Raw genomic sequence first — 22,391 nt, forward strand, 5'->3', positions numbered from 1 at the left:
GGGTGATCGCGCGCCGTATCAGCATGGGTACCCGCAGCGAAGCCGGCACGCGCGCGTTCGCGCTCCTGGCCAGCGTCATCGAGACGTGCAGAAAACGTTCGGCCTCCTCTTGGACCTTCATTGCCAGCGTCATTGCCGCAGCCAGAAACGGTCTGACGGTGCCGGCGCTGCCAAAGATTCCGCTCGGGGTGTGAACGGCTACGTTAATGCTGTAGCGGTGGATAATATTGCGGAGTTAGCTAAGCACTATTTGTATTGGCTTCTTTGTATGGTTCCGTTTTTCTAAATTAAAATTCAAAAAATTTCTGTGCAAATGGCCTCAAAATTTTCTACATTAAATGAAGCTGAACTGCTGCAACTTGCCATAAACGCAAGCGCATCTGGCAATGATGGCGCGGCAATTGTCTACTTCAAGGAGGCTGCATCGCGCCCTGACGCCTCCGGCACGACGCATTTTTTGCTTGGTGCCCATTACGCCCAGATCCAGATGTACGACCGTGCCGTCGGCGAAATGGAGTCCGCTCTTGCCCTCGAACCCGGTCTGTCGATCGCACGTTTTCAGTTAGGTTTGCTTTGGCTGACCAACGGCGATGCCGAGCGTGCCGTCACGGTACTCTCCCCGTTGCAGGAGTTGCCGGACAGCGACCCACTGCGCGTGTTCGGCCACGGCTTGATCCTGCTCGCGCAAAATCAGCTGCCCGAGGCCAGTGCCGCCCTGGCAAAAGGGATCGAACTGAACAACACCAATCTTGCGCTTAACAAGGACATGCAAATGTTCATCGACGATATTGCGAAAGCGATCGCGGATAGCCCGGCGCCACCGGTCGTCCCCGCCTTTGCGGCAGCAGCCGACGAGCCTGTCGAAGACAACCCCTACCACCGTCACCTGCTCATGTCCGCGTACGGTGGCACGCTACCGAAGTAATTCACCCACGATCAGCTACAATCGGCGGCGATGCGGTACCTGCCCAGGCAGAACCCATATCGCCGCGATCCGCCCAACGCGCCGCCACGCCGCCCCACCATCTCCCGGACCTTGAATCATGCAACAACAGACATCGCAAGAAGAACTGACGCGCCAGCGCGACCGCACCGAGGAATACCTCGCGGCCGACCCCACCAACAAAAAATTGCTGACCCGCGCAATCGAGCTCAACCTTGCCTTGTCCAACCCGGCCGGCGCCGAGCCCCACGCAGCAGCGGCCGTCGCCGCCTTCCCGCAAGATCCGATGATCGTCTGCCTGCAAGCCCACGTCTTCGCCGCCCAGCAGCGCTGGAGCGACGCGGCGCCGGTCTACGCTGCCTTGCTCAGCCAAATCAGCGATCCGGACCTGGCCTTCAGCCTTGCCACCTGCCAGTTCTGGCTCGGCCAGCACCAAGCTGCGCTGGACACCATGGCGCCGTTCGAACACGCTCCCGACTTGCCTGCGGCAACGGTCACCTTGCTGGTCCGTGCGAATCACCACGTCGGCAAGACCGCACGCGCCATCGAACTCATCGAGCAGCACGAAGCGCGCCTGTCGGCCGATCCGGTGTTCCTGGCCGCCGCCAGCCTCGCCTATGCCGACAGCAACAAAGGCGCCGAAGCACTGCGCCTGAGCGAAGCGGCACTCGCGCACGGCGCGCGTCCCATCGAAGCCCTGGTCGTCAGCGCGACCTTGTGCCTGGAAAACGCCGATGCCGACGGCGCCCTCGCGCAGTTCCAGGAAGCGCTCGCCCTCAATCCCCAGGAAGGCCGCATCTGGAATGGCCTCGGCATGGCCAACCTGCTCAAGCGCGACTTCCCTGCGGCCGGCCAGCAGCTCGAACGCGCCACTGAGCTGATGCCATCCAACATCGCCAACTGGACCTTGCTCGGCTGGTGCCGCCTGATGCACAATCAGCCGGCCGAGGCGGACGCCGCCTTCGCGCGCGCCCTCGAACTCGACCCCGACATGAGCGAAACCCACGGCTCGATCGCGTTTATCGCTGCCTTGCGCGGTGAGCGTGGCGTGGCCGAGGCAGCATTGCAGCGCGCTCTGCGGCTGAACCCGCAATCCGTGACCGGCACCATGACGCGCATGGCGCTCGACGGCAAGCTGAACGACCTGGAGCAGTTCCGCAGCACCACGCTCAAGGCGACAGCCGGTCGCACGAATCTGTTCGGGGTCGACTTTAACGTCGTGGCCGAGCGCGTTCTCGACGCCGCATACCCCGCCGCGCATCCGGAGCAGTGAGGCGCCGCCGGCTTGCCGGGCAGGTAGGCCGATCATTTCCACGCACGCGATGCGTCGACCGCACGGTCTTCCAGCCGAGTCAGGCACGCCGGCGCGGCAAAACCTGCTTTCCAAGGTAGCGGCGATCTGACATAGTACAGACTGTCAGTTCCTCACTCGCGCAACAGCGTGGCTTCCCTATTTTTAGATCGTAGAAGTTATGGTTTCCATCATTCGTTCCCCCGCAATCTCGGAAGAGAGGCGCAAGCTCAAGAGCCGGCGTACGGTTGCCAGCGAGGCCAGTAGCGCTGCTGCCGCCGCACCGGCAGCGGTCAGTGCCCCTGCCGCGCCAACGGCGCCGGCCACCCCTGCGCCGCTTCCCGCAGCAGCTTTCAGGCCATCCGCTCCTGCCGCGCCGCCTCCGCCGGCGCCTCCCGCGCCCGACATGAAGGCCCTGGTCGCCCAGGCGCGTGAATCCGTGCTTGCCGAGTTCAAGGTCGAAGCCGACAAGGCGCGTGAACTGGGTCGCCAGCGCGGCCTGGAGGAAGGGCGCCAGAGCGGCGCCGAGGAAGCCAAAAAGACCTTCGGCGCCGAGCTGGCCCGGGTGCGCTCGATCGCCGACGCGCTGCAGCAGGCCACCGTCAGCGGCTTCAAGGGCCTGGAAGACATGGCCGTCGCCATCGCCTTCGAAGCGGTGTGTAAGATGATGGGCAGCGCCGCCGTCACGCGCGAGGGCATCCATGCGCTGGTGAGCGAGGCTGCGGCGCACGCGGTCAGCAGCGAAAAGGTGGTGGTGCGCCTGCATCCTGGCGACCTGGCGGCCCTGCGCGAGGCCGGCGCGCTGGACGATGCGCTGCCGTCAGGCACCCTGGTGTCGTGGAGCGGCGACAAGAACGTCGCCCTGGGCGGCTGCATCGTGGAAACCGAAAGCGGCGAACTCGATGCCCGCCTCGAAACCCAGCTCGAACGGCTGCGCGCTACGCTGATCTCCGCGCGCGGCAACCCTCAGTAATTCTTCCTTCCGTCGCCGCACAGGCTCTCCGCAGCCTGCGCAATCGCGCCGGCTATCTGCGGATCGTCTTCCATCGTCAGCTGTACCTGGTCGACCATGGCGTAAAACGCAGGATCGTTGATCAACGCTTCACCGAACTCGGCGAGCAAGACCGATTCGAGAAAAATCCGGAAAGCCTTGCGCCCGCGCTCGGGATCGGCCTGGTCGAGTGCGGCCACGCGCTGCAGCAGCAGGCCACTCATGCGCGCGCTCGCCTGCGCCGGCCTGGTGCGTGGCGCAGGTTTCTCGGCCATGGCCGGGCCGCGCCGGTCGCTGTTCCCGACACGGCTACTCATTTCGGCACGGATCGTCGCGACGATCTGCTGCACGCTGCTTATTCCCGCCATGGACCCGCTTTCGTTCTGGTTGATCGCTACCACACCATATCGCAGGCGCTCACCGCATTCGCCGCCCGCCGCAGCAAGGCCAGCGCCTTATTGTGAATCTGCGACACGCGTCCCTTGGTCAAGCCCATGGTCTGGGCAATGACGGCGAACGGCACCTGGTTCAGATAGTGGTACTTTATCACCATTCGTTCCTTCTCAGGCAGGTTGCCCACCAGTGCTTGCATCTTGCTGCGCAGTTGGGTCATCTCGACCCGCGTGTAATGCTGGTCGGCCACCGTGGCGTCTTCATGGTAGTACACCACCGGATCGTCGAGCACGTAACCGAGTGCCAGCCCAACGGCCACGTCGGCCAGTTGCTGGAACAGGTCCCCGGTGCGGGCGTCGAGCGCATCCCGCAACGATTCGCCCCGCTCTAACTGGAGCCGCCTGCGGGTATTCACCTGGGTGCGCTTTTCGCTCATCTGGCCGATGCCGTCGAGGATGGCGCCGTTGATGCGGTGTCCGGCAAACGTCTTGAACTGGTTGCCCATCCCCGGGTCGAAGCGGTCTACCGCCTCGATCAGGCCGATGGTGCCGAATTGCAGGTATTCATTGAATTCGAGGTCGTGGTCGATTCGGCCGGCGAACATCTTGGCCGCCAGCATGCGTACGAAGGGCAGGTAGGCTTCGATCAGGCGCGCGCGCGCGGCCTCGCCGCCGCGACGCGCGGCTTTCCACAGCGCCGGCTCGTCGGCCAGCACGGGGGCGGTGGCGGCGCCAGCGGCGCCTTGTGAAGCAGGACGTTGCACAGGCCGGCTAATTGAAGGTGCCGAGCAGGGCGCGGATCACCAGGTTCCAGCCGTCGATCAGCACGAACATCAAGATCTTGAGCGGCAGCGAAATGGTCACCGGTGGCACCATCATCATGCCCAGCGCCATCAGGATGGTCGAGACGATCAGGTCGATCAGCACGAAGGGCAAAAAGATCACGAAGCCGATCTGGAAGGCCGCGCGCAGTTCCGACAGCATGAAGGCCGGAATCAGTTGCACCGTCGAGATGTCGTCGACGGTGGCCGGGGTCGGGGCTTTGGCAATCTCCACCATCAACTGCAAGTCCTGCTCGCGCGTCTGGCGCACCATGAAGTCGCGGATTGGGCGCAAGGCCGTGTCGAACGCCGGCTGGGCTTCCATCTTGCCGTTCATGAAGGGCTGGAAGGCCTGGTCGTTCACTTGCGTGAGCACCGGCGCCATGGTGAAGAAGGTCAGGAATAGCGCCAGGCTCATCAGTACCGTATTCGGCGGCGTCTCCTGCATGCCCATGGCGTGGCGCAGCATCGACAGCACCACCGTGATGCGGATGAAAGAGGTGACCGACACCAGCAGCGCCGGCGCCAGGCTGAGCACGGTCAGGCCGAGCAGGATTTTCAGCGCGGCCGACACCTGGCTGGCCTGGCCGCCGGCGCCGTTGATGTTGATGTCGACGCCGGGCAGGCTGATGGCCGGTGCGCCGGCCGCCATGGCGCTGCCGGCAAGGCCGCACAGTAAGGCGCACAGCAGGGCGGTGCGCAAGACAGGTTTATGCATGTTGGTCTCCTTGCGCGGCCTTGGCCGCCTTGGTCTCGACAACCGTCGCGCTGCGGCTGCTCACCAGGCGCAAGCCGTTCTCGCTTTCGGCCAGCAGCAGTTCTTCGCCGTCGTAGTGCACCACGTGCAAGGTACTGCGCCTGCTAAGACGCATCGATTCGATGGTGCGCAGGCGGCGCGCCTGGCGCAGCGGCCCGCCGCCCTTGAGCGTGTAGCGCTTGAGCGCGAAGATGACGCCGTAAGCCGCCAGCGCGGCCAGCACCAGCCCGGCCATGCTTTGGTAGGCCAGCGATCCGGCGCCTTGCTTGTCCTGCTTGAACGGGATGGACGTGCGCGGCGCCGCCGGCGCCCCGGGCGAGGCGTCGGCGCGCGCCAGCGCCGGCAGCGCCATTGTCAGGCTCAGCAGCAAAACGCCGAGGGCAACGCGCAGCGTGGTCATGGCTGGCCGACTTTCGGCAATTCCGTGATGCGCACGCCGAAGTTGTCGTCCACCGCCACCAGCTGGCCGCGCGCGACGATATTGCCTTCGAGCAGAACGTCCACCGGCGAGTCGAGCGCCGCGTCCAGCTTGAGGATATGTTCTTCCCTCATGTTCATCAGCTCGCCGATACTGACCACCGCATCGCCGATCTTCACCGACAGCTTGACCTTGACGTTCTGGATCACGTCCAGGTTGCCGCTGAGGATGGAGTGGCCCTGGCCGCTGCCCGCTTGCAGTTCCGGCAAGTCGATATGCTGGGGTGCGCTGTTGCTTTGTTGCTCGTTCATGTTGAATTCCTTTAGAGTATCGCCGCGCTCAGCGCGCAGCCTTGATCAGTTCGACGGCGTAGGCGCCGTCCAGCGCGCCCAGATGGGCGCCGCAGACGGTGGTATCGCCCGGCCCGGTGACGCGCAATGCCTGATCGGTTGCCATCGGCAGCGCCAGCACGTCGCCCACGGCGAGCGTGCGCAGGTAGCCCAGGGTCAGTTCGGTGCGGCACAGTTCCACGCTCAGCGGCACCGGCAAGGACGCCAAAGCGCGGTGCAGGCTGGTCAGGGGCGCGGCGCCGGCGCGCGCGCGTAGCGGGGGCGGCGCCGGCAGCACCGCCGCCGGCAGCAGCAGGCGCAAGGCGCGTTCGCCCAGCTGCACGCTGCACACCACCGCGCCGGAGCCGGGGCGGGTCAGGTGCGCAGGAAGCGTTTGCGCGGGCGCTGCCTGCGAAGCGCGTCCGGTGAGTGCACTGAACAGGGTTTGCAGCAAGTCTTCCAGCGCGTCTTCCGCCACCCCGCCACCAAGGCGCGAGGCCAGGTTGCGGCCGCTGGCGGCATCGAGGTTCGACAAGCCGAACACCAGCTGTTCCAGGTAGCGCTCCATGCCCGCGGGAACAACGGCCCAGACCGGCAGGCCGCCGTCCAGCAGGCGGCAGCGCAGCTCGCCCGCCGCCAGCCGGCCAACCTGTTCGCTGGCGGCTGCGCAGCCAAGCGCATGGTCGGGCAGGGTGGTCCAGGCCGCGCCCCACTGGGCCAGTGCGGCGCTGGCGCGGGCCGCCAGCGCATCGCCGCTGCTGCGCTTTAGCAACTGAAAAGGAGAAACGTTCACGGGTCCGCCTTAGCCTTTCATGCGCATCAAGGTGTCGAGCATCTCGTTCGCCGTGCTGATCAGTTCCGACGAAGCCTGGTAGCCGCGCTGGGTGACGATGATTGCCGAAAATGCCTTGGACAGGTCGACGTTCGAGCCTTCCACCGACTTGGCGCTGATGGCGCTGCCGTCCTCGCCGGCCACGCCCAGCTTGACCGCCTGCGAATTGGCGCTCTTGAAGGTGTTGCCACCGACCTGGTCCAGGTCGGTGGCGGTATTGACCTGCGCCAGCGCCAGTTGCTGGCCGCTGCCGGTCTGGCCATTCGAGTAGTTGATCACCATCTTGCCGGCCTTGTCGAAGGTGACCTTGCTCAGGGCGCCCTGGCCGTAGCCGTCCACGGTTGGCGTGCTGATGTTGGCCAGTCCGGCCGGCAGCACGGTCATGCCCGCGTTCAGGGTCAAGGTCATCGGCATCTTGGCCGCGTCCGCCGGTGCATAGTTGAACGACACGGTCGAGCGGGCCGGATCCAGCTTGCCGTCGATGAAGCGCACTTCGCCGCTGCCCACGGTGGTGGTGCCATCCTTGATCGTCACCAGCCAGCTGCCGGCGGTGACCACGCTGTTGTTTTTGAACTCGACCGACAAGGCGCGGTTGGCGCCGACGCTGTCGATCACGTTGATGCCGCTGACCACCTTGGGCGATTCGGCGAGCGATAGGCTGCCGCCCAGCTTGATGCTGGTGCTGGGCAGGGCGGCGTTGATGCGCGAGCCTTCCAGGGTGATGTCTTTCAGGGTGCCCTCGGCGCTCAGCTGCTGCACCGTGTCGCCAGCGGCGTTGGTCAGGACGCCGTCGTTGTTGAAGTTGAAGCGGCCGTCGCGCGTGTAGGTGGTATTGCCGGTGTCGTCGCGCAGCACGAAAAAGCCGTTGCCGTCGATCGCCACGTCCAGGTCGCTGGTGGTCTGGTTGATCGGGCCCTGGGTAAAGTCGACCATGGTCGGCAGGGTGCCCAGCCCCGAGCCGCTGTGGGTGCCGGTCTTGCCGGCGCCCGCGCCGGCGCTGTTGCCGCCGGCCGAAAACAGGGCGGCGAACTGGCTGTTGGCGCCCTTGAAGCCGGGCGTATTCAGGTTGGCCACGTTGTTGCTGATGGTTTCCAGTTCCTTTGAGAAGCCGATCAGACCCGAGGTGCCGATATTGATTGATTTGAGCATGGGATGTCCTTGGGTCTATTTAACGTCGAGAATCTGCTTGCGCTCGATATTGTTGATGTCGGCGCCTGCTGCGGGCTTGACCGACAGGGTCGGCGTGGTGCCGCTGAACGAGACGTTGCTGACCACGCCCGTGGTGTACGCGTTGTTGTTGAGCAGGCTGACCGTCTTGCCAAGCAGGGCCACGGTCTGGGTCGCGGTTTGCACCGACACCAGCTGGTTGATCCCGCTCAGCATCTGCTGGGTTTGCTCAAGCTGGGAAAACTGGGCCAGCTGGGCCACGAACGCCGTGTTGTCCATCGGCTTCAACGGGTTTTGCGAATTGAGCTGGGTCAGCAGAATACGCAGGAAATCCTGCTGGTTGACCGAGCTGTTGCTCGTCGCGTTGACGGTGTTGACGCTATCGATTGCCATGATGGTTTCCTGTGGGGGTGATCGGGGCTGCGCTGTCGTGCGCGGCCGCTTCGTCTGTGTCCAAAGCTTGTGCAAAATCCGGGCGTGCGCCGGCCGCCAGGGCGGCGCCGGCCCGTAATAGCGGCTTGCCGTTGATGGTCGCGCCTTTCAGGCGCAGGCCGGCGCTTGCCATGTCGCCGGCCAGGCGGTAGAGCAGGCTCATCGACTGAGCCGGATCGAGCTCGCCATCGCGGATCCAGAGATCGACGTCCTTGCCGTTGCCGGTCAGGTGCATCAGGCGCTTTTCCCAGACCGGCTTGTCGCCCAGTTCGGCGTCGGTGTCGGCTGCCTGGCGCGCGGGCGCCGCTTCGTGGGCGTCGCCGTCTTCGGTCCTGGCGGCCAGCGCGGCGCTCAGGCGCACCGGCTCGCGCACGGCCACCGGCGGCAAGGCCGGTGCGGTGTTCTCGCGCGCCAGCTGGAGCGCGCCAGCGCGCCCGCCTGCCGCTGCTGCTGCCGCCAGCGCCATGCCAGTACCGGGCGCGCCGGGCGCCGGCGCGTTCGCGGTGGCGGGGGCGGACAGGATGGCGGCGGCCTGCAGCGTGCGTGCCGCCGGCCCGGGCGTTATCACGCTGGCCGCCTGCGCCACACAGGCTTGCGCGTCCTGTTGCGTTGCGGGCGGAGCGTGCGCTGCGGCCGTGGCGTGTGCTGGGGCCTGGGGGGCGGCATCGGGCGCGCGGTCGGCCGCCGCGCGAACGCTGTCGCCGCCTTGCTGGCCGGCGTCGTTCGTGCGCTCATCGGGTGCGGCGTCACGCGCGCGCTCTTCTGCGCGCTGGACGGCGCGTTCGGCTTGCGGCATCGGGCGCAGGGCGGCTGGCGCCGCCGCCGCCAGCTTGGCGTCGGAGCGGTCGCGGGCGGCGCCGGCTTTGCCCATGCCGGCCAATTGGGCCAGCTCCATCTGGCGCAACCAGCTCTCGCGTTGATTGGCGGCGTCGGCCTGGCGCGTCGCTGCGGACTTGTCGTCCGCGACGGCGATAAAGGCGCTGATTTTTGTCACGTGGTTTTCCTCCAATGAATTCGTTGCAGCCAGTTGTCGTCGGACAGCTGGTAGCCTTGCTTGGCGATTTTCTGGTCATGCTCGCCGGCCTGCGCTTCCTTGTCGCGGTCCAGGCTTTCGGCGAATTTGCGTGCGTCGATCAGGCGCAGGTACATGGCATCGCGCTCCTCCTCGGCGGCGCGCAGCTTGACCAGTGTGGCCTGGAGCTGCACCTGCACTTGCAACATATAGTCGTGGGCGCGACGCTGGCCGGCGATGTCGAGCGCGGTCTGGGTCTGGCGCTGGGCGATGATGTCGGTGCGCGCCGCCGCGAACTGCCCGGCCAGCGCGTCGCAGTCTTGCTGCAGCGCGCGTGCGGCCTGGTTCAGCACGGCGAGCTCGCTGGCGATCTCGTCGATCTCCCAGGCCGTCATGCTGCGCACCGGTTCGAGCGCGTAAGCGAAGCCGCGGCGGTCGCCGCTCATGGCACCGGCTCCGCGTCGACTGCACGCTGCGCCATCACCTCGCGCAGGGCCGCCATGGTGTCGGTGCGCGCGATGCCGCCCGCTTCGCGCTGGCGCAGGAAGCGGGTCAGGGCCGGCCACATCGCGATGGCGTTGTCGATCTCGGCGCTGCTGCCGGCGCGGTAGGCGCCCATGTCGATCAACTGGCGGTTGCGGTCGTACACGGCCAGGGATTCGAGCGTGTCGTGCACCAGGGCCTGGTCGTCCTCGGTGGTCAGGTCGCCGAACAGGCGGCTGACGCTGTGCAGTACGTCGATGGCCGGGTAGTGCCCCTGCTGCGCCAGGCGCCGCGCCAGCACGATGTGCCCGTCGAGGGTAGCGCGCAGCATGTCCGAGATCGGCTCGTTGAAGTCGTCGCCCTCGACCAGCACTGTGTACAAGGCGGTGATGGCGCCGCCCGAGTCGGCCGTGCCGCAGCGCTCGCACAGCTCCGGCAGTTCGGCGAACACCGACGGGGTGTAGCCGCGCGCGGTGGGCGGCTCGCCGATCGACAGGCCGATTTCGCGGCGCGCCATGGCGAAGCGGGTCACCGAATCCATGGTCAGCATGACTTGCTTGCCGGCGTCGCGAAAGTATTCGGCAATCGCCGTGGCGGCGTAGGCCGCGCGCGCGCGTGCCAGCGCCGGCTGGTCCGATGTGGCGACCACCACCACCGAGCGCGCCAGCCCTTCCGGGCCGAGGTGCTTGTCGATGAATTCGCGCACTTCGCGCCCGCGCTCGCCGATCAGGGCGATCACATTGACCTCGGCCAGGGTATTGCGGGCGATCATGCCGAGCAAGGTGCTCTTGCCGACGCCGCTGCCGGCAAAAATGCCGACGCGCTGGCCATGGCCCATGGTCAGCATGCTGTCGATCACGCGCACGCCGGTTTCCATCACGGTCGTCACGCGCGGGCGCGAGAGCGGGTTGAGGGGCGTGGCCTTGAGCGGACGGAATTCGGCGGCGTGGATCGGCGCGCCGCCATCGAGCGGGTCGCCAAAGGCATCGATCACGCGGCCCAGCAAGCCCTGGCCAACCGCGATGCGCGGCATGCGCCCGGTGGCGACGACTTCGCTGCCGACGCCGATGCCCTGGATTTCGCCGTAGGGCATGAGCATGACGCGGCCGTCGCGCAGGCCGACCACTTCGGCGCGCACGCTGGCGCCGCCGCGGCGTGGGCGGATCTCGCAGATCTCGCCGACCAGTGCGTCCGGCCCGGACGACTCGATGCTCAGGCCCGCCAGTTGGCGTACGTGGCCGACCTTGCGCACCAGGTCGGCCGAGCGGATGGCGTCGACGTAGCGCTGCATCAGGTGCTCCGGCGCATGGCCTGGCGCAGGCGCGCCAGCGGGCCGGGCGCGCTGGCCGGGGTCGCGGGGCTGGCGGCGTGTTGCCCGGCACGCTCGGCCAGGCGTTCCATCAGGCGCTGCGCCGCTTGCGGATGCAGGGGCGTACCGGCGTCGCCGCCGAGGCGCGCGCGTTGCTGCTCGGGATGGGCCTCCAGGTAGGCCTGGCGCCATGGCCAGTCGCTAAGCCCCAGCACCTGGCGCACCAGCCATGCCGGCTCATCGGCCAGCACCTGCAGCATGGTGGCCGCCGACGCCTTGTGCAGCGGGCCCTGGTCGGCCACTGCGCGCGCGCCGCCGGCCTGGCGGGCGATCGAGGGATCGGCCGGAATGCCGAGTTCCTTCAGCTCGGCCAGGTGGCCGGCCAGGATGCGGCGGTCTTGCTCGCCCAGCTGGGACAGGATCCAGCGCTGGTCGGCCTGGCCGAGGCCGTGCAGCAGCAGGGCCGATTGGCGGTGCGCGGGCATCAGAACTGGTCCTTGCGTGAAGTTGCCGGCGCGTCCAGCCAGTCGTTGACCTGGTTCAGCAGCTGGCGCCGCTGTTCCAGGGTCAACTGCGGCTGGGACGGGCGCGCGAACAGGCGCCAGGCCAGGGCCAGCACGATCAGCGCGCCCAGGGCCAGCAGCAGCGTGTTGGCCGATGCGGCGGCGGGGGCGGAGGTGGCGGCGATCACGGCGGGCGCTGCCGCCTGCGCCGGCGCGGCCTGGGCCAGCACCGCGCCGGCGGCGGGCACGGTCGCCACCTGGTCCATCGAATACACCGCGACGGCGTCGCCGCGCGCCTTGTCGATGCCGGCCGCCAGCGCGACCACATCGCGTACCCGGTCCAGGCGCGCCTGGTCGAGCGCGCCGCTGACCACCACGGCCACGTTGACGCGGCTGATGGCGCCTGCCGACGCGACCACCTGTTCCACCCGGCGGCCGACCTGGTAGTCGGTTTCGCTGGTGACCGTGCCGTTGGCAGGGCCTGCGCCGGCCGGAACCGAGGCGTCGGCCGGACCGTCGCGCGAGGTCATGCGCTCGCGCACCATCACGCCGGCGGCCGCGCCCTCGCCGGAAGCATCCTTGCCCAGCACGTTTTCGGTGGTGGTCTTGACGTGCTTGTGGTTGAGCGTGACGTCGACGCTGGCGATGCCCTGGCCGGGGCCGAAGGTGCGGTCGAGCATGGCCGATATCTTCTTGTTCAGATAGGTCTCGAGCGCGCGCTTGTCGTCCAGGCTGTCGCCGCCCGCCGCGCCATCGTCGCCCTCGGCGCCGCTGCGCCGGGTCAGCGCCACGCCGTTGTGGTCGACGATGGTCACGTCGCTGGCCCTGATGTCGGGCACGGCGGCTGCGACCAGGCGCTGGATGCCCTGCACCTGGGTCGCGTCGAGGGCGCGGCCAGGCTTCATGGCGATGCTGATCGAGGCCTTGGCCTGCTTGACGTTCTTCTTGAACAGGGCCTGCTCGGCCATCACCAGGTGCACCCGCACGGTCGCCACTTCGTCGAGCGAGAGGATGGTGCGGGTCAGTTCGCCCTGCAGGGCGCGCTGGTAGTTGACCTTCTGGGTGAACTCGGTCATGCCGACTTCGCTCGAATTGAACAGCTCCAGGCCAACCGCACCGCGCAGCGGCAATTCCTTGGCCACCAGCTTCAGGCGCGTGCGGTGCACCATCTCGGCCGGGACCAGGATGGTGTTGCCGTCGCCGCTGAGACGGTACGGGGTTTTCAGTTTGTCCAGCTCGGCCGTCATGGTGGCCGCATCCTGCGGGGCCAGGTCGGAGAACAGGACCTGGTAGTCGGTGCGCAGCAGCAGGGCGCCGAGCGCCACGGTAACAAGGGCGATGAGCAGTACACCGATGATCAGCCCCAGGCGGGCGCGCTGGTCGGTACGCTGCCAGAAGTCGTTAAAAGCGGTCACGGGTTGCTACCTTTACATTTGCATTTGCATGAGCTCGCGATAACCGTCAAGCAGGTGGTTCCTGACTTGCATCACGAGTTGCATGGAGAGCTTGGCCTGCTCGAGGTTGATCATGATCTGGTGCAGATTGCTGGCGTCGCCGGCAGCGAGCTGCTGTATTCCCTGGTCGGCCGTGACCAGCTGGCTGTTGACGTCGGCCAGCTGGGTGCCGAACCAGCTGGCAAATTCCCCTCCCGGGGCCTTGGCCGCACCGGTGACGTCGGGCGCGGCCGGCATGGCCAGCGGCGGCAGGAATGTGATGGCGTCGATACTCATTGCGGACCTCCCAGGTCGAGTGCTTTCAGGGCCATGGTCTTGGCGGCGTTCATCGCCACCACGTTGGCTTCATAGGCGCGCAGGGCGCTGGCCAGGTTGACCATTTCGGTCACCTGGTTCACGCCCGGCATGGCAACGTAGCCCTTGGTGTCGGCGTCCGGGTTGCCCGGCTCGTACACCATGCGCGGCGCTACGTTGGCTTCTTCGATGCGCACCACTTCGGCGCCACGCAGGACGGCGCCCTGGAGCTGGGTGAAACCGGCGGCGAAACTGGCGCCGGCTTCGCCCACCTTGACCGTCAGCGGCCGGAACAGCTTGCCGTCCGGGCCGCGCGTGCTGTGCACATTGGCCAGGTTGACGGCGGTGGTGTCGAGGCGCGTCTTTTCGACCGTCATGCCGCTGGCGCTGATGGCGAATGCGTTACGGTAATCCATCAGCGTTTTCCTTCCGCGACAGCCGAGCTCATGATCGACATATGCTTGCCGAGCGCCTTGACCAGGGCCTGGTAGTGGACCGTGTTCTGGGCCATGTCGGCCACTTCCAGGTCGAGCATGGCGCTGCGGTCGGCATCGACCGATGGTGCAAGGCGCATGACCACCGGACGCACCCCGCCGAGCATGGCGGCGGTGACCGGCTGGCCCTGGTCCAGCGCGGCGCGGGCGGCGCCCATCTGCTGTTCGAAATCGACGCGCGCGGGCGCAAAGCCGGGTGTGTTGACGTTGGCGATATTGTGCGCGATGGTCTGCTGGCGCAGGCTGGCCGCGTCGAGGGCCAGCCGCACCATGTCGACGGTGACGGCTTCAGTGGAACCGAACATGGGTGGAACTCCTGTAGTAAATGGGGCGCATGGGTTATTGAATGACCAGGTCGGCGTGCAGCGCACCGGCCGCCTTCACCGCGCGCAGGATCGAGATAATGTCGCGGGTGCTGGTCTTGATGCGGGTCAGGGCCTGGATCAGGTCGGCCACGGAATTGTTGGAGGCGCTCACAAAGCCGGTTTCATCGCGCTCGCTGACCCGGATGCGCGAGTTGGCGACCGTTTCCGTGCGCACGTCGGGGCCGGTCTGGCGCACCAGCAGCGGTTGCGAGACGCTGTTGTCGGTCACGATCGACAGTTTCAGGTCGCCGTGCGAGATCACCACGCGCGCAATGCGCACGTCGCCGCCCGAGACGACGGTTCCGGTGCGCTCGTCGACCACCACGCGCGCGCGGTTGTCCGGTTCGACGCCGAGGCGTTCGATGCGGGTGATGAATTCGACCAGATTGGCGCGCGCGTTCTCGGGTACCGCGATCTCGATGCCGGCGGCGTCGACCGCTTTGGCCAGCGACTGGCCGAAGGAGCCGTTGATGGCGCCGGCGATGCGCGAGGCGGTGGTGTAGTCGGCGTCGGCCAGGGTGAAGGTCATGGTGTTGTCGGCACTGAGGATGTTGGCGCGCACCGCCACTTCGACCGTGGCGCCGCCGGGAATGGCGCCCACGGTCGGGTGGTTTTTCTGCGTCACGCTGCCGTTTTGGTCGAACTTGTACCCACCCACGAACAGCGCGCCCTGGGCCAGTGCGTACACCTTGCCGTTGGGACCCTTGAGCGGAGCAATCAGGAGGTTGCCACCGGCCAGGCTGCGGGCGTCGCCGATCGAGGTTACTGTCACATCGATGGTGTCGCCTTCGCGCGCCACCGCCGGCAGTTTGGCGGTAATCATCACGGCGGCGGCATTGCGGCTTTGGATATCGTCCGGCAGCACGGCCACGTCGAACTGGGCCAGCACATTGGCGATCGACTGGCGCGTGGCCTTGTTGCCGGCCGAGTCGCCGGTGCCGGCCAGGCCCGTCACCAGACCGTAGCCGACCAGCGCATTGTCGCGCCAGCCGGCGAACTTGCCGATGTCTTTCAGGCGCACGGTGTCGGCGTGGACTGGCGCGGCGGCGGCCAGCGCAAGCAGCACGAAAGCGAACAGGCGGCGCATCAGAAGCCCGCCCATGTGAACAGGCGCGACCACAGGCCCGGACGCTGGCGCGCGGCCAGGTCGCCGTCGCCCAGGTAGCTGATCTTGGCGTCGGCGATGCGGAACGACATGACTGTGTTGGCGTCGGAAATGTCGAGCGTGCGCACGCGGCCTTCGACCTTGATCACTTGCTTGTCGGAGTTGATTTCCAGCATTTGCTCGCCGGCCACCAGCAAGTCGCCGTTGGGCGCGGTGCCGGTGATGGTCACGCTCATCTGGGCAAGCAGCTTGCCGGCGCGCTGCACCGTGCCGCCGCCGTCAAAGGTGTTGTTCGCGCCCACGGCCAGGCTGTGCGCATGGCGGTCGGCAGCCGCTTGCACGCCCACCGTGTTGTTGCGCTGGAGCTGGGTATCGGCGCGGGTCAGCGCGCTCGAACTCTCGTAGATCATGATCGTCAGCACGTCGCCGGGCAGGTGGGCGCGCTTGTCCGAGGCCAGCGGGCGGTAGGTCTTTTCGTTGTACAGATTGTCCGCGTGGACGGCGCCGCAGCACAGGGCCAGCAGCAGCGGCAGGGAAAGTATGCGGGTATTCATCGATTCGCTTTCAGTAGATTTTGACCAGGGCCGGGCCGATGACTTCGGCGCGCACGGTGCCGCTGGCGCCGGCGGGACGGACCTCGATCCGTTGGCCGACGTTGCCGTCGGACAGGGCGGTGGCGCGCGATTCGAGCACGATCGCGCCGTGATGCATTTGCAGGCCGATGCTGTCGCCCTGACCGACCGCGAAGCTCGCTTGCAGGTAGGCCGCCAGCAGCGGCGCGCCCGGCATCAGCGCGCGCTTGAGGCGCCCACGCACGGCGCCGCAGTCGGTCGTGGCGGCGGCGCCATCGAGCGCGGTGACGTCCTCGTCGCGCGTGACCAGCATGGTGCAGTCGGGTACGGTACCGGCCGGCAATTCGCGCGCGGCGGCCAGCAACGGGCGCCAGGCATGCACGTCGAACGGCAGCGCGACCGCGCGCGCGAACACGCCGTCGACCGCAATATCGACCCAGACCTGCATGCGGCGGCGCGGGACCAGGCCAGGCGCCAGCGCGCGCGCCGTCAGTTCCACTTTGCCGGCCGGTCGTTGCAGTTCGGCGAGCGGCGTGGCCAGTTTCAGTTCCACCCGGCTGTGGTTGGCGCCTAGATGACGCCGCAGGTGTTCTTCGGCCAGGGCCGCCAGCGCTTGCGCATCGACGCCCTGGGCGCGGCGCTCGATGCTGACGCTGGCGGCGCTGTCGCCGCCCAGTTGGTACGGCAGCGCGCGCGAGCGCAGGGTGCGCTCCAGTTCCGCGCGCGAGATGCGTGCGCTGTAGCCGGGCAGGGGCGCGGCGCCCAGGTCGAGCGCAGCCAGAGCGGCGGCGCCGTCGCCCTGCACGCTGGCGATGTCGGCCAGGGTGATGCGCGCACCCGTCACCATGGCGCTGCTTTTCAGCGTCACCCGGGCGGCCGCCAGCGCGCCGCTGGCGGCGAGCAGCAGGGGGATCAGCACAGAAAGAAGGGGCAGGGCGCGCATGACAGATCTAGCGGCGCAGGTTGTTGGTCAGGCCCATGATCTCGTCCGAGGCCTGGATTACCTTCGAGCTCATCTCGTAAGCGCGCTGGGCGATCATGAGGGTCACCATTTCGTCGACCAGGGTCACGTTCGAGTTTTCCAGCGCACCTTGCGCCAGCACGCCCATGCCCTGCTGGCCCGGTTTGCCGATGTTGGCGTCGCCCGACGCTTCGGTCGGCGCGTAGATGCCGCCGGCGACGGCATTGAGCGCCGACGGGTTGGCGAAACTGGCCAGTTCGATCTGGCCGATCTCGGTCAGGGGGCCGTTGGCGCTCATCTGGGCCGACACCTTGCCATCGGCGCCGATCTTGACCGATGCCGCGTTGGGCGGCACATGAATGGCGGCTTTGAGTACATGGCCGTCGGCGGTGGCCAGGTAATTGTCCTTGCTGATCTGCAGGGTGCCGCCGCGCGTGTAGCCGCGGCTGCCGTCGGCCAGGGTAACTTCGATGAATCCGGCGCCGTTGATGGCCAGGTCCATCGGGGCGTTGGTCTGGGCCAGGGCGCCCGGCGCGAAATCCTTGGCCACGCTGCCGACGCTGATGCCCAGGCCCAGCGGGCCGTTCAGGCCGGCGCGCGCGGCGCCTTGCTGGTTTGGGTCGACGTGCATCATTTCCTGGAAATTGACCCTGCCTTTCTTGAAGCCGGCCGTGCTGACGTTGGCCAGGTTGTTGGCAATGGCGTCGATGTTTTGCTGCTGGGCTTGCATGCCGGTGGCGGCGATGTACAGTGAATCGTTCATGATAATCCTGGGGTAAAGGTAGGGCGGCTCAGAACTGGCCGAGTTTCTGGATGGCGCTGGCGATTTTTTCGTCGTAGCCCTGGAACAGCTTCTGGGCCGCTTCGAAGTGGCGCGTGGTCTCCATCATGCTGACCATTTCGCGCATCGGGGTGACGTTCGAGTTTTCCAGGTAGCCGACCTGCAGTTCAGGCTTCGCTTCGGTGGCGCCGTCCATGCCGGCCACCGCCTGCAACAGGCCGGCGCCGTTCTTGGCCAGTGCCCTGGCGTCGGCGAAGCGCACCAGTTTGACCTGGCCGATGGTGGCGCCATCCTGGGTGATGCGCCCGCTGTGGTCGATGGCGGCGGCCGCGCCGTTCAACACCAGGTCGCCCTGCATGCCTTGCAGTGCGTAGCCAGCTTGCGACACCAGGCGTCCGCGCGCGTCGAGATGGAAGTCGCCGGCACGGGTGTACGCCGGGCCCTGGGGCGTGGCCAGTTCGAAGTAGCCGTCGCCGGCAATGGCCAGGTCGAACGGTTTGTTGGTCTGCTTGAAGGCGCCCGCCGACAGGTCGAGCACGCTGTTGATCGTCGGAGCCTGGGCTGGAACCGCCGGCGCTCCCTGCCTTGGTGCGGCCAGCATGGCGTCGAAGGCGCCGGCCACGGGAATGGCGCGCTTGTAGCCTGGCGTGGCGATGTTGACCATGTTCTGGCTGATGGTATCCATGCGGCGCAGGTCGTTCTGCATGCTCTGCACGGAGGCGATAAGGGCGTTGCTCATGCTGTTCCTTGGAGTTCTTGTTCAGGTCGCTGGTGGAGTCAAATCGATACGGTGACATAGGCCCGCAGTTCGAGCGAATTGGGCACTTCGGCGAGCGACAGCACTCGCAACTGCGGCACCATGCGCTCGGACAGGGTGCGGATATGGCGCCGCAGTTCGGGTGCGCACAGCAGCACCGGCATCAGATTGGCTTTCATCATCTTTTCGGCGTTCTGGGCCAGGCGGGTGATGACCTGCTCGGCAAATTTCGGCTCGACCACCATGGCGCCGCCGCTTTCGACCGCGCGGATGTTTTGCAGCAGGGTGTGTTCGATCGTCGGGTCGAGCGTGATGACTTGCAGAGTGTTGTTGCCGTTGGTCAGGGACTGGCAGATCATCGAGCCCAGCCGTTGACGCACGAGTTCGGTCAGGTAGGCCGGGTCCTTGCTGTTCTTGGCATGATCGACCAGGGTTTCGATGACGGCGTCGAGGTTGCGGATCGACACTTTTTCCTTGAGCAGGTTTTGGAGCACGCGTTGCACCTCGCCCACGCCGAGCACGGTGGGGACGATTTCTTCGACCAGGCCGGGCTGGGCGTCGCGCACGCGGCCCAGCAGGCGCTCCGTTTCCGGGCGCGTGAGCAGGGTGGCGGCGTGCTGGCGCAGCACTTCGCATAAGTGGGTCATGAACACGGTGGGCGGGTCGACCAGCGTGTACTTCGCGGCGATCGCTTCGGCGCGGCCGGCTTCCTCGATCCAGACCGCCGGCAGGCCGAAGCTCGGCTCCTTGGTATCGATCCCTGCCAGCCTGGCAATCTCGCCGCCCGGATGGATCGCCAGGATGCGGTCGCGCCGGATCTCGCCCCTGGCCACGGCCACGCCGAACACCAGGATTTCGTAGGCATTGGCGCCAAGGCGCGGGCCGGCGCGGAAACGCGTGCTCGGCAGCACCAGGCCCGATTCGAGCGCGTACTGCTTGCGGAAAGTGGCAATGCGTTCCATGAACAGGGCCTGGTCGGTTTCCAACATCGGCACCAGGTCCACGCCCAGCTGCACTTCCACCGCTTCGATCGGCAGCAGCCCGTAAGCATCGTCTTCCTTGCCGCCGGCTACTGGTGGCGTGCCAGGCTTGGCCGGATCGGCACCGTCGGCCAGGGCGCCGCCAGCCACGTCGCCCGGTTTGCGGCGCAGCAGCATCACGGCGCCGAACAAGACCGCCAGACTGAGCGGCGGCCAGACCGGTATGCCGGGCATGAACATCAGCGCCGCCATGGTCAACGTGACCATGGCCAGCGGCTTGGTGAAGGAGGTGATCTGGCGGAAGGCTGCATTTCCCAGGTTGTCGTCCGAGGCCGAGCGGGTGACGATCAGGCCGGTCGCCACCGAAATGACCAGGGCCGGTACCTGGGTCACGATGCCATCGCCGATGGTGAGCAGGGTAAAGGTTTGCATGGCCTGGTCCCACGGCATGCCGAGCTGCATGACCCCGATCACCAGGCCGCCGACGCTGTTGATCAACATGATGATGATGCCCGCAATGGCGTCGCCCTTGACGAACTTGCTGGCGCCGTCCATGGCACCGTAGAAGGCCGCTTCGCGGCTGATGTTGGCGCGCCGGCGCTGGGCTTCTTCCTGGTCGATGAAGCCCATGTTGAGGTCGGCATCGATGCTCATCTGCTGGCCCGGCATGCTGTCGAGGGTGAAGCGGGCCGCCACTTCCGAGACGCGCTGGGCGCCGCTGGTGACGACCACATACTGGACCACCACCAGGATCAGGAACACGATCAGGCCGATGACGAAATTGCCGCCCACTACGTAGGAGCCGATGGCGCCGATCACATGCCCGGCGTCGGCGTCGCGCAGGATCAGGCGGGTGGCCGAGATGTTCAGGGCCAGCCGGAAGAGGGTGGCAATCAGCAGCATCGACGGGAAGGTCGAAAACTCGACCGGCTTGGACATGTAGAAGGTCAGCAGCAGGATCAGCAGGGCGAAGCTGAAGTTGGCCAGGATCAGGAAGTCGAGCAGGCCCGGGGGCACCGGAGCGAACAGCATGAACAGCACGCCGACCACCAGCAGTACCATGGCGATGTCGGTGTTGGCCCCCAAGACGCGGCGCAGGGCGTTCAAGCGGCGCTCCCGGTACGGCCCTGGCGCATGGCGTACACCCAGATCAGGATCTTGGCCACGCGCGGGTACAGGTCTTCGGGCACGTACTGGTCGGCACCGATGCGTTTGTACAGCTCGCGCGCGAGCGGGCGGTTCTCGACAATGGGAATGTTCAGCTCGCGCGCAGCCTGGCGCATGCGCGCCGCCAGCTTGCCGCTGCCCTTGGCCAGCAGCTTGGGCGCAGGCATTTCGCCATGGCGGTACGACAGGGCGATGGCGATATGAGTTGGGTTGGTAATGAGCACGTCTGCCTCGGGTAATTTGCGCGCGGAGCGCGACTGTTTCAGCATTTCATTGCGCAGCTGGCGCAGGCGGCTGCGGATGCGCGGGTCTCCTTCCTTCTGTTTGTGTTCGTCGGTAATGTCGCGATGACTCATTCGCATCTTTTTGGCGAAATCCCAGCGCGTGTACAGCACGTCGATCAGAGCCAGCAGCAGCACTGCCAGCATCAGCTTGAACAGCAGCGGGCCGACGTTGCCGAGCACCAGGGCGGCATGCCCGCGCGCATCGATGTAGCTAAGCTTCATCAAGTCGGGCATCAGGGTCCGCATCGCGCTCCATGCCACCAGGCCCAGCAAGGCCAGCTTGGCCACGCTGCGCGCCGCTTCGTACAGCATCTTCAGCGAAAACAGGCGCTCCAGGCCAGTTGCCGGATTGAGACGCTTGAAGTCGGGCGTGATCGGGTCGAAGCTGAACACGCCACCGGTCTGGCTGACGTTGACCACCAGCGCCACCACCACCAGCCCGAGCAGCAGCGGCAACAGGGCGGCGATACTGCCAGCGACCAGCTGCACCAGCCACATGGCGATGTTATCGCTGGCCCAGTCGGTGCGCCCGGCCTGGTCGAAGGTCTGGCGCGCCAGCAGCAGCACGCGCTGGGCAATCGCCGGGCCCGAGGCGAAGCAGACCCCGACCAGCAGCGCCAGCACGGCGGCGTAGTTGGCCTCGACGCTCTTGGATACCTGGCCGCGTTTTTGCGCCTCGCGTAGCTTGTGCGGGGTTGCGTCCTGGCTTTTGTCTTGTCCATCGTCCGACATCAGAGCACCGCGTCCCAGAACGAAAACACGGTGTTGAAAATGCGTTCGGCCAGCACCCCGATGTGGTTCGCCATCAGGGCCAGCATGGTCAGGCCGACCACGATCTTGATCGGCGCGGCCAACACGAAAATATTCATTTGCTGGAGGTTGCGCGACAATACCGCCAGCGCCAGTTCCACCAGGAACAGGCAGAACAGCACCGGTGCCGCCAGGGTCAACCCGAGCGTGAAGACGATGCCGAATTGGCGGATGACGATGGCCGGGTCGGGCTGGGCCAGGCCGGCGCCGAGCGGAACGCGTTCGAGCGAATACGCAAAACCGCGCAGTAGCGCGTGGTGCGCATCCATGCCGAAGAACAGGGCCACGGCCAGCATCGCCAGCAGGGATGCCAGCAGCGGCGCCTGGGCGCGCGTGACGGGATCGAATACGTTGGCGATGTTAAAACCGATCTGCAGGTCGAGCGCATTGCCGGCGAAGGAAAAAGCGGCGAAGGCGGCAAAGATGCCGAAGGCCATCAGCGCGCCCACCATCAGCTCGTTTATGCAGGCACCGATCATCGCCGGCACGTCGGACGGCGGATCGGGCGGCAGCAGGCGCATGCCCGATACCAGCATGGCCGACAGTGCGAGGATGAGTACCACGCGCACCCGGACCGGCAAGCCGAGCGCCTGCAGCAGCGGTGTCAGCAGCAACAGGGCCGACAGGCGCAGGGAGCACAGCAGCACGGCGATCAGCCAGGCTGGATTGAAGTCGAACGTCATCGGG

Annotated in this window: 27 protein-coding genes and 1 pseudogene; 4 read left to right on the forward strand and 24 right to left on the reverse strand. The window is 66.7% G+C overall.

All coding sequences use genetic code 11. The features are described 5' to 3' along the window. The 4 genes and pseudogenes from F2P45_RS13060 to F2P45_RS13075 form a co-directional block, all read left to right on the forward strand. Positions 1-194: pseudogene (locus F2P45_RS13060) on the forward strand (IS66 family transposase); the annotation flags it as partial. Between the two features lie 119 nt (positions 195-313). Continuing rightward, positions 314-925, forward strand: a complete 612-nt coding sequence (locus F2P45_RS13065) for a tetratricopeptide repeat protein (protein WP_166875343.1) — start codon at positions 314-316, stop codon at positions 923-925. 118 nt (positions 926-1,043) lie between these two features. Further along, positions 1,044-2,216 carry a tetratricopeptide repeat protein gene (locus F2P45_RS13070; protein ID WP_166875346.1) on the forward strand — a complete coding sequence of 391 codons (1,173 nt, stop codon included), beginning with the start codon at positions 1,044-1,046 and terminating at the stop codon, positions 2,214-2,216. Positions 2,217-2,640: 424 nt separating this feature from the next. Then, positions 2,641-3,207 (forward strand): FliH/SctL family protein, encoded by a 567-nt coding sequence (locus F2P45_RS13075; RefSeq protein WP_166875350.1) that lies wholly within the window; start codon positions 2,641-2,643, stop codon positions 3,205-3,207. Here F2P45_RS13075 and F2P45_RS13080 read toward each other — a convergent pair. From F2P45_RS13080 to F2P45_RS13195, 24 genes are read right to left on the reverse strand one after another with little or no spacing between them, the layout of a single operon-like run. Continuing rightward, complete coding sequence (locus F2P45_RS13080) at positions 3,201-3,593, reverse strand: hypothetical protein (RefSeq protein WP_166875353.1); 393 nt, start codon at positions 3,591-3,593, stop codon at positions 3,201-3,203. The genes F2P45_RS13075 and F2P45_RS13080 overlap by 7 nt on opposite strands. A gap of 26 nt (positions 3,594-3,619) precedes the next feature. After that, positions 3,620-4,381, reverse strand: coding sequence for a sigma-70 family RNA polymerase sigma factor (locus F2P45_RS13085; protein WP_166875357.1), 762 nt, complete (start codon positions 4,379-4,381; stop codon positions 3,620-3,622). A gap of 7 nt (positions 4,382-4,388) precedes the next feature. Then, positions 4,389-5,156 carry a flagellar type III secretion system pore protein FliP gene (gene fliP, locus F2P45_RS13090; RefSeq protein WP_166875359.1) on the reverse strand — a complete coding sequence of 256 codons (768 nt, stop codon included), beginning with the start codon at positions 5,154-5,156 and terminating at the stop codon, positions 4,389-4,391. Further along, the gene (locus F2P45_RS13095) at positions 5,149-5,595 is read right to left on the reverse strand and encodes a flagellar biosynthetic protein FliO (protein ID WP_166875362.1); all 447 of its coding nucleotides are present in this window, start codon (positions 5,593-5,595) and stop codon (positions 5,149-5,151) included. The genes fliP and F2P45_RS13095 overlap by 8 nt, the downstream gene beginning before the upstream one ends. Beyond that, entirely contained in the window at positions 5,592-5,924 is a 333-nt protein-coding gene (locus tag F2P45_RS13100) for a FliM/FliN family flagellar motor switch protein (RefSeq protein ID WP_166875365.1), read from the reverse strand. Before F2P45_RS13100 ends, F2P45_RS13095 begins: the two co-directional genes overlap by 4 nt. 28 nt (positions 5,925-5,952) lie before the next feature. Then, positions 5,953-6,735, reverse strand: coding sequence for a FliM/FliN family flagellar motor switch protein (locus tag F2P45_RS13105; RefSeq protein ID WP_166875368.1), 783 nt, complete (start codon positions 6,733-6,735; stop codon positions 5,953-5,955). A gap of 9 nt (positions 6,736-6,744) precedes the next feature. After that, positions 6,745-7,923: a flagellar basal-body rod protein FlgF gene (flgF, locus tag F2P45_RS13110; protein ID WP_166875371.1), complete on the reverse strand. Its 1,179-nt coding sequence runs from the start codon at positions 7,921-7,923 to the stop codon at positions 6,745-6,747. Between the two features lie 15 nt (positions 7,924-7,938). After that, positions 7,939-8,334 carry a flagellar hook assembly protein FlgD gene (locus F2P45_RS13115; RefSeq protein ID WP_166875373.1) on the reverse strand — a complete coding sequence of 132 codons (396 nt, stop codon included), beginning with the start codon at positions 8,332-8,334 and terminating at the stop codon, positions 7,939-7,941. After that, complete coding sequence (locus F2P45_RS13120; protein WP_166875376.1) at positions 8,321-9,367, reverse strand: hypothetical protein; 1,047 nt, start codon at positions 9,365-9,367, stop codon at positions 8,321-8,323. Before F2P45_RS13120 ends, F2P45_RS13115 begins: the two co-directional genes overlap by 14 nt. Beyond that, positions 9,364-9,831 (reverse strand): hypothetical protein, encoded by a 468-nt coding sequence (locus tag F2P45_RS13125; RefSeq protein WP_166875379.1) that lies wholly within the window; start codon positions 9,829-9,831, stop codon positions 9,364-9,366. Before F2P45_RS13125 ends, F2P45_RS13120 begins: the two co-directional genes overlap by 4 nt. Next, a complete protein-coding gene (locus tag F2P45_RS13130) occupies positions 9,828-11,159 on the reverse strand; it encodes a FliI/YscN family ATPase (RefSeq protein ID WP_166875381.1) in 1,332 nt (443 codons plus the stop codon). Before F2P45_RS13130 ends, F2P45_RS13125 begins: the two co-directional genes overlap by 4 nt. Further along, positions 11,159-11,662, reverse strand: coding sequence for a hypothetical protein (locus tag F2P45_RS13135; protein ID WP_166875384.1), 504 nt, complete (start codon positions 11,660-11,662; stop codon positions 11,159-11,161). The genes F2P45_RS13130 and F2P45_RS13135 overlap by 1 nt, the downstream gene beginning before the upstream one ends. Beyond that, positions 11,662-13,095 (reverse strand): flagellar basal-body MS-ring/collar protein FliF, encoded by a 1,434-nt coding sequence (fliF, locus tag F2P45_RS13140; protein WP_166875387.1) that lies wholly within the window; start codon positions 13,093-13,095, stop codon positions 11,662-11,664. Before fliF ends, F2P45_RS13135 begins: the two co-directional genes overlap by 1 nt. Before the next feature lie 12 nt (positions 13,096-13,107). Then, on the reverse strand, positions 13,108-13,410 hold the full coding sequence (fliE, locus tag F2P45_RS13145) for a flagellar hook-basal body complex protein FliE (protein ID WP_166875389.1): 303 nt from the start codon (positions 13,408-13,410) through the stop codon (positions 13,108-13,110). Further along, positions 13,407-13,844, reverse strand: coding sequence for a flagellar basal body rod protein FlgC (gene flgC / locus F2P45_RS13150; protein ID WP_166875392.1), 438 nt, complete (start codon positions 13,842-13,844; stop codon positions 13,407-13,409). Before flgC ends, fliE begins: the two co-directional genes overlap by 4 nt. Further along, positions 13,844-14,227: a flagellar basal body rod protein FlgB gene (gene flgB / locus F2P45_RS13155; RefSeq protein ID WP_166875394.1), complete on the reverse strand. Its 384-nt coding sequence runs from the start codon at positions 14,225-14,227 to the stop codon at positions 13,844-13,846. The genes flgC and flgB overlap by 1 nt, the downstream gene beginning before the upstream one ends. Before the next feature lie 34 nt (positions 14,228-14,261). After that, entirely contained in the window at positions 14,262-15,374 is a 1,113-nt protein-coding gene (locus F2P45_RS13160) for a flagellar basal body P-ring protein FlgI (RefSeq protein ID WP_229505066.1), read from the reverse strand. Beyond that, positions 15,374-15,946: a flagellar basal body L-ring protein FlgH gene (locus F2P45_RS13165; RefSeq protein ID WP_166875400.1), complete on the reverse strand. Its 573-nt coding sequence runs from the start codon at positions 15,944-15,946 to the stop codon at positions 15,374-15,376. The genes F2P45_RS13160 and F2P45_RS13165 overlap by 1 nt, the downstream gene beginning before the upstream one ends. 10 nt (positions 15,947-15,956) lie before the next feature. Continuing rightward, positions 15,957-16,907 (reverse strand): flagellar basal body P-ring formation chaperone FlgA, encoded by a 951-nt coding sequence (flgA, locus tag F2P45_RS13170; RefSeq protein WP_166875403.1) that lies wholly within the window; start codon positions 16,905-16,907, stop codon positions 15,957-15,959. A gap of 7 nt (positions 16,908-16,914) precedes the next feature. Continuing rightward, a complete protein-coding gene (gene flgG / locus F2P45_RS13175; protein WP_166875406.1) occupies positions 16,915-17,688 on the reverse strand; it encodes a flagellar basal-body rod protein FlgG in 774 nt (257 codons plus the stop codon). Positions 17,689-17,716: 28 nt separating this feature from the next. Then, positions 17,717-18,445: a flagellar hook-basal body protein gene (locus F2P45_RS13180; protein WP_166875409.1), complete on the reverse strand. Its 729-nt coding sequence runs from the start codon at positions 18,443-18,445 to the stop codon at positions 17,717-17,719. Positions 18,446-18,483: 38 nt separating this feature from the next. Beyond that, entirely contained in the window at positions 18,484-20,550 is a 2,067-nt protein-coding gene (locus F2P45_RS13185) for a flagellar biosynthesis protein FlhA (RefSeq protein WP_166875412.1), read from the reverse strand. After that, a complete protein-coding gene (locus tag F2P45_RS13190; protein ID WP_166875415.1) occupies positions 20,547-21,626 on the reverse strand; it encodes an EscU/YscU/HrcU family type III secretion system export apparatus switch protein in 1,080 nt (359 codons plus the stop codon). The genes F2P45_RS13185 and F2P45_RS13190 overlap by 4 nt, the downstream gene beginning before the upstream one ends. Further along, positions 21,626-22,387 carry a flagellar biosynthetic protein FliR gene (locus F2P45_RS13195; RefSeq protein WP_166875417.1) on the reverse strand — a complete coding sequence of 254 codons (762 nt, stop codon included), beginning with the start codon at positions 22,385-22,387 and terminating at the stop codon, positions 21,626-21,628. Before F2P45_RS13195 ends, F2P45_RS13190 begins: the two co-directional genes overlap by 1 nt. Between the last annotated feature and the right edge of the window lie 4 nt (positions 22,388-22,391).

It is taken from the genome of Massilia mucilaginosa (assembly GCF_011682145.1).
GTDB classification, from domain to species: Bacteria; Pseudomonadota; Gammaproteobacteria; order Burkholderiales; family Burkholderiaceae_D; genus Telluria_A; species Telluria_A mucilaginosa.